Source organism: Shewanella sp. 11B5 (assembly GCF_002836795.1).
Classification (GTDB): Bacteria; Pseudomonadota; Gammaproteobacteria; order Enterobacterales; family Shewanellaceae; genus Shewanella; species Shewanella frigidimarina.
Map to the genome: position 1 here is coordinate 1 of NZ_PJAP01000479.1, position 6,294 is coordinate 6,294.

Below are 6,294 nucleotides of genomic sequence, written 5' to 3' on the forward strand. Positions count from 1 at the left end.
TCTTCTGATATGCTAATTTTTACGGTTGATTGTACTTGTTGAAGTGCTAATTCTGCCCCAAGTTTGCGGGCGATTTCGCGATAGATCCCTGACACTTCACTTTCTGGTTCGCTCATCACGCTCGGCGTACCATTGTCCATTGATTCACGAATATTGATGTGTAATGGTAATGATCCTAATAATGGCACGTTATAACGTTCCGCTATTTGACTACCACCATGAGTACCAAATGGGTGTTCTTTATGACCACATTCAGGGCAAAGATGAAAACTCATGTTCTCGATAATCCCAAGCACTGGAATGTTAACTTTGTTGAACATGGTGATGCCTTTCTTGGCATCAGCTAAAGCAATATCTTGCGGCGTTGTCACTATCACCGCACCGCTAACCGGTACTTTTTGTGATAATGTCAGTTGAATGTCACCGGTTCCAGGTGGCATATCGATAATTAAATAGTCTAATTCAGGCCACTGAGTTTCGTTAAGTAACTGTGCTAAAGCACCCGCAGCCATAGGGCCTCGCCACACCGCGGCTTCATCACCGCTTAGCATAAAGCCAATAGATTGCGCAGAAATACCATGCACTAAAGCCGGCGTCATGTGCTTGCCATCTGGCGATTGTGGACGAAAATTAGGAATTCCTAACATCAATGGAATAGACGGGCCATAAATGTCGGCATCTAAAATACCCACTTCGGCGCCTTCAGCTTTCAACGCTAATGCGAGGTTTACTGCGGTGGTTGATTTACCCACACCGCCTTTACCAGAAGCCACAGCAATAACTTGTTTTACGTTAGGAATAGGTGCAATTGCTGGCAGCGCAGTATAAACCCGTGGTTGGAAATCGATTTCACATTCCACTTCATCAATGCCGTCAAGTACAGCCAATTTATTGGTGATAGCCATCACGGTGTCGCGGTATTGTGTCATACATGGATAGGGATAAACTAAGCCTAATTGTAGGCGTTTTCCTTCTATCGACAATGCTGTAACACATCCTGCACTGACTAAGCCTTTATGCAAATAAGGATCTTCAAATGCTTCTAAAATATCTAACACTGGTGACAATAATTCATCACTTAATTGATAATTTGTATGCGTATTGACCAAAACGGCAACTCCGAACCAGAAATTTGCACAAGTGTATCAGAACTTGGTAAAAAAATAGCGACTAATAAGCCTTTTTAAGTCATGTTTTGGTGAAAAAAGTCTGCTAATCAGTTAGTATCAGGCAATATTTTTGGTGTAATTTGATATCGAGACAAAATGACAAAATCACAGCGTAAAATACTGGTCACAAGTGCCCTTCCTTATGCCAATGGCCCAATCCATCTAGGCCACATGCTTGAATATATCCAAACGGATATTTGGTCACGTTTTCAAAAGTTACGTGGACATGAATGCCACTACATTTGTGCCGACGATGCTCACGGCACGCCGATTATGCTTAAAGCACAGCAAATGGGCATTACGCCAGAAGAAATGATTGCCCAAGTTCAAAAAGAGCACCAGCAAGATTTCGCTGACTTCAATATCCAGTTTGATAACTTTCACAGCACTCACAGCGAAGAAAACCGCATTTTAGCTAGTGATATTTATCTAAAACTCCGTGATGGTGGTTACATCAAAACCAAAACCATTTCACAATTATATGATCCTGAAAAGTTAATGTTCTTACCGGACCGTTTTGTTAAAGGCACCTGCCCAAAATGTAAGTCTGAAGATCAATACGGTGATAACTGTGACAACTGTGGTGCAACTTATAGTACGACCGATTTGATAAACCCTAAATCGGCAGTCTCTGGTGCGACACCAATAATGAAAGATACCGAACACTTCTTTTTTGACTTGCCAGCATTTGAAGGCATGTTAAAAGAGTGGATCCAATCAGGCTCTTTACAACAAGAAATGGCCAACAAGCTTAACGAATGGTTTGAGCAAGGGCTAAAACAATGGGACATCTCACGTGATGCACCCTACTTTGGTTTTGAAATCCCTGATGCTCCCGGTAAATTTTTCTATGTTTGGTTAGATGCGCCTATTGGTTATATGGGTTCATTTAAAAACCTATGTGACAAGCGTGATGATTTAAACTTTGACGATTTTTGGAGCCTAGACTCAACCGCAGAGGTTTATCACTTCATCGGTAAAGACATTGTTTATTTCCACAGTTTATTCTGGCCAGCAATGCTTGAAGGCGCAGGTATTCGTAAACCGACTAGTGTTTATGCTCACGGCTATGTCACCGTAAACGGTTCAAAAATGTCTAAGTCTAAAGGCACGTTTATTAAAGCGCGTACCTATTTAGATAATTTAGATCCGGAATACCTACGTTATTATTACGCAGCTAAATTAAACAGTCGTATTGATGATTTAGATTTAAATTTAGAAGATTTTGCTCAACGAGTTAACTCAGACTTGGTCGGTAAACTGGTAAACCTTGCATCGCGAACTGCTGGCTTTATCAGCAAACGCTTTGACGGCAAATTAGCCAAGGTAACAGACAGCAGCTTAACCGACATATTCTTAGCTAAAAGCGAAGTGATTGCCGAATTATATGAAACTCGCGAATTTGGCAAAGCGATGCGTGAAATTATGGCATTAGCTGATATTGCCAACGCCTATGTTGCCGACGCAGCACCTTGGCAACTGGTTAAGCAAGACGATAAACAAGATGAAGCACATCAGGTTTGCAGTAATGCATTAAACTTGTTCAGAATCTTGGTCACTTACCTTAAGCCTGTATTGCCTAAATTGGCCGAAAATGTTGAAGGTTTTTTACAGTTAACCTTAACGTGGGACAATTTAGGTCAAGATCTTGCTGGTCATGAAATCGCGACATTCAAAGCATTAATGCAGCGTATCGAACCTAAGAGCATTGAAGCTATCATCGATGCCTCTAAAGAGAACTTGCAAGCGACTAATACGGATGCACCTAAAACCGAAGCGCCGACACAAGCTGTTAATCAATTAGAACTCGATCCAATTAGCCCTGAAATAAGCTTTGAAGATTTTGCTAAAATTGATTTACGTATTGCTCGAATCAGCAAAGCGGAACATATTGAAAAAGCCAATAAATTACTGCGTCTTGAATTAGACTTAGGCGGCGATACCAAACAAGTATTTGCGGGTATTAAATCAGCTTATGCGCCTGAAGATTTGGTTGGTAAACTCACCGTAATGGTGGCTAACCTTGCCCCACGCACGATGAAGTTTGGTGATTCAGAAGGTATGGTATTAGCTGCCGGTCCTGGCGGTAAAGATTTGTTTATACTAGAACCTCATGAAGGCGCACAGCCTGGCATGCGAGTTAAGTAATCCAGCTTTAAAACCATAAAAAAAGACCGCTTCGGCGGTCTTTTTACCTCTATTGAGTTTTCAATCTAGCGGATTGCAAACAAACAAAGCGACTGATATTTAAAACGTGGTTAGCCAGCATGTGGTAAGTCGAGCATTAGCTCTGGATATCACTATTACTATCATTTGTTTGCTTTGCATTAGCGTCGTTTTGATTATCGATATCTTGTTGGTGAGCGGCATTATCTTCATCCATTGCTTGCTTTAATCGCTCTTCATACAACATAAACAGTTTAATAAAATCGTTACTAAAGCGTTCACCCGCTGACTCTTTCAACCAAAAATCATATAAACGTTTTGAAGCTTCTTTTTCAACCCGTTTATAGGTAGCCTTTCGTCTCAACACATATTCTTCTGAATGACCTAATAACTGTAATGATGACAAACTCAATTCCAGTGCTGAATGATGCGTTTCCGACTCAACCACGTCTGCCCCCGCTTCTTTTAATAAATGTCCATGACCACGGTCAAATGCTCTGGCAACAATCTTAAGTTTGGGGTAGGTATTGTGTAAGTATTTAACTAACTCAACACTACTTTCTCTATTATCGATGGCCACCACAAAAAGCGAGGCTTGTTCAATGCCAGCGGTTTTTAATAAATCTGGACGAGTGGCATCACCATAATAGGCCTTAGTATTAATACGCCTGATAGTGTCGACCTGTGACACCTGATAATCAAGCACTACCGTTTTAATATTATTCGAAATTAAAAAGCGATTAACCACTTGGCCAAAACGACCAATACCCGCAATAATCACCGTGCCTTCATCATCAATACTATCTTGTTCACGCTGATTGGTTTTTACCTGAAAGCGCGGATAAATGACTTTATCAAATAAAATAAATAATCCTGGGGTTAAAAACATCGATAACGCGACCACGATTGATAACGTTTGCGCTAAATCAGTCGGAATAACATGTTGTTGAACACTAAAACTCAGCAGTACAAAACCAAACTCTCCCGCTTGAGCCAAACATAATGCAAACAGCCAACGATCGCTGCCCTTAATTCTAAAAATCAACGCTAATAAATACAGCACAAACGCTTTAATCAACATAACGCTTAAGGTGATAGCTATTATTTCAGCAAAATCAGCAAACAGTACCGTAAAGTCAATTCCGGCGCCGACAGTGATAAAAAACAATCCCAATAATAAACCTTTAAATGGACCAATATTGGCTTCAAGTTCATGCTTAAATTCACTGTTTGCCAGTACAACACCTGCTAAAAAGGTGCCTAATGCGGGTGATATACCCACTAAACTCATTAATGCTGCAATACCGATAACCAGCATAAGTGCTGCGGCGGTAGATATTTCACGCGCACCAGATTCGGCAACCATTTTAAATAAAGGTCTACTGAGATAATGCCCCCCTAGTACAACAGCACCAATCGCTAATACCAGTACAATGGCATATGCCCAACCGGGTAATGAGGCCACGAGGCTTAACTGCTCGTGCTGCTCACTCATACTACTCACCGCAGCTTGGGCTTTATCAACTAATTCAGGTAAAGCTAATAACGGAATAAAGGCCAACATGGGAATAACAGCAATGTCTTGAAACAACAATACCGAAAATGCGTTTTGTCCGGCATGGGTTTTATTAAGGCGTTTTTCAGATAAGGTTTGTAACACGATTGCGGTAGACGAAAGGGAAAAAATTAATCCAATTGTTAATGCAATACTCAGTTGATACCCAGCATAAATGGCACAGGCCATCACAGCCACAACCGACCCCACGACTTGTAAGCCACCAAGCCCCAGTAAACGATTACGCATCGCCCACAACATTTTAGGTTCCAGCTCTAAGCCGACCAAAAATAGCATCATCACCACACCAAATTCGGCGAAGTGTTGAATGGTATTGGTTTCACTGCCCACTAAACCCACAATGGGGCCAATGACCACACCCGCAATCAAATACCCCAGCACGGAACCCAAGCCCAATTTATTCGCTAACGGAACAGCAATGACTGCAGCGGTGAGATAAATAAAAGCCTGTAAAAAGTACTCTGTCATTGGGGGTCCTTATCGGGTGAAAAAATTAATATCGACTTTTACACTGCAATTACAAGTGCAAGTGCACGCCAATATTTAACGAGGCCTTTAATCCATTAAACTGGATTAACGATATCAATGAAATGATGGGTTAAATCAAACTTACTGGCTAAATGCTGCCCTAATGCCTGAATACCAAATTGTTCAGTAGCATGATGCCCTGCGGCAAAATAGTGCAGCCCTTGTTCCGTTGCTGCATGATAAGTACGTTCAGACACCTCACCACTTATAAACGCATCTACACCCATTTGGGCTGCATAATCAATATAATCTTGAGCACCACCAGTACACCAAGCAAGGGTTGAGATAGGCTTACTGTTATCGCCAATATGTAATGGTTCACGTTTAAGCACCTTAGTCAGTAATTGACTAAATTCGCTGGCGCTTAATGGATGTTCTAAATGACCATGCCACAGTAAATCTTGTGCGACTGGTTCATATACTCGAGGGCTAATAACACCTAACTGGTAAGCTAGTTGGGCATTGTTTCCAATTCCGTGATGGGCATCAAGTGGTAAGTGGTAGCCGAATAAACTCATATCATGGTCCATTAATGCTTTAATTCGGCGATACTTCATCCCGGTGATAATTTCTGGCTCATTTTTCCAAAAAAAACCATGATGAACAAGAATTGCATCGGCATTAACAGCCGCCGCTTGCTCAATTAATGCTTGGCATGCAGTTACACCCGTCACAATCGTGCGGATATCAGACTTACCTTCAACTTGTAATCCATTAGGAGCGTAGTCTTTAAAGGCTGACACATTTAAAAAACTGTCTAAATATGAGCTTAACGCTTGGCGAGTAATGGTAGAAGAGCCTTGATGATGTGTCGACATAGTATTTTCCTAACAAAAATGGATAAAAGCCTCTGAA

At 41.3% G+C, this 6,294-nt stretch carries 4 protein-coding genes; 1 reads left to right on the forward strand and 3 read right to left on the reverse strand.

Annotated features, from left to right (window positions below; translation table 11 throughout):
* Positions 1-1,109: iron-sulfur cluster carrier protein ApbC (gene apbC / locus CXF78_RS11160; RefSeq protein ID WP_102036816.1), on the reverse strand; the 1,109-nt coding region annotated here is incomplete at its 3' end.
* A gap of 156 nt (positions 1,110-1,265) precedes the next feature.
* Here apbC and metG point away from each other — a divergent pair.
* Positions 1,266-3,317: a methionine--tRNA ligase gene (gene metG / locus CXF78_RS11165; protein WP_102036817.1), complete on the forward strand. Its 2,052-nt coding sequence runs from the start codon at positions 1,266-1,268 to the stop codon at positions 3,315-3,317.
* A gap of 136 nt (positions 3,318-3,453) precedes the next feature.
* On the opposite strand, the gene CXF78_RS11170 is transcribed toward metG, so the two are convergent.
* Together CXF78_RS11170 and CXF78_RS11175 are read right to left on the reverse strand one after the other, a co-directional pair.
* On the reverse strand, positions 3,454-5,379 hold the full coding sequence (locus CXF78_RS11170) for a monovalent cation:proton antiporter-2 (CPA2) family protein (protein WP_102036818.1): 1,926 nt from the start codon (positions 5,377-5,379) through the stop codon (positions 3,454-3,456).
* A gap of 95 nt (positions 5,380-5,474) precedes the next feature.
* Positions 5,475-6,227: a Nif3-like dinuclear metal center hexameric protein gene (locus CXF78_RS11175; RefSeq protein ID WP_041413588.1), complete on the reverse strand. Its 753-nt coding sequence runs from the start codon at positions 6,225-6,227 to the stop codon at positions 5,475-5,477.
* Positions 6,228-6,294: the final 67 nt, after the last annotated feature.

Excerpts from the sequence above, each read along its gene's own strand:
- metG (WP_102036817.1), top strand. The coding sequence starts at position 1,266 with ATGACAAAATCACAGCGTAAAATACTGGTCACAAGTGCCCTTCCTTAT.
- CXF78_RS11170 (WP_102036818.1), bottom strand. The coding sequence starts at position 5,379 with ATGACAGAGTACTTTTTACAGGCTTTTATTTATCTCACCGCTGCAGTC.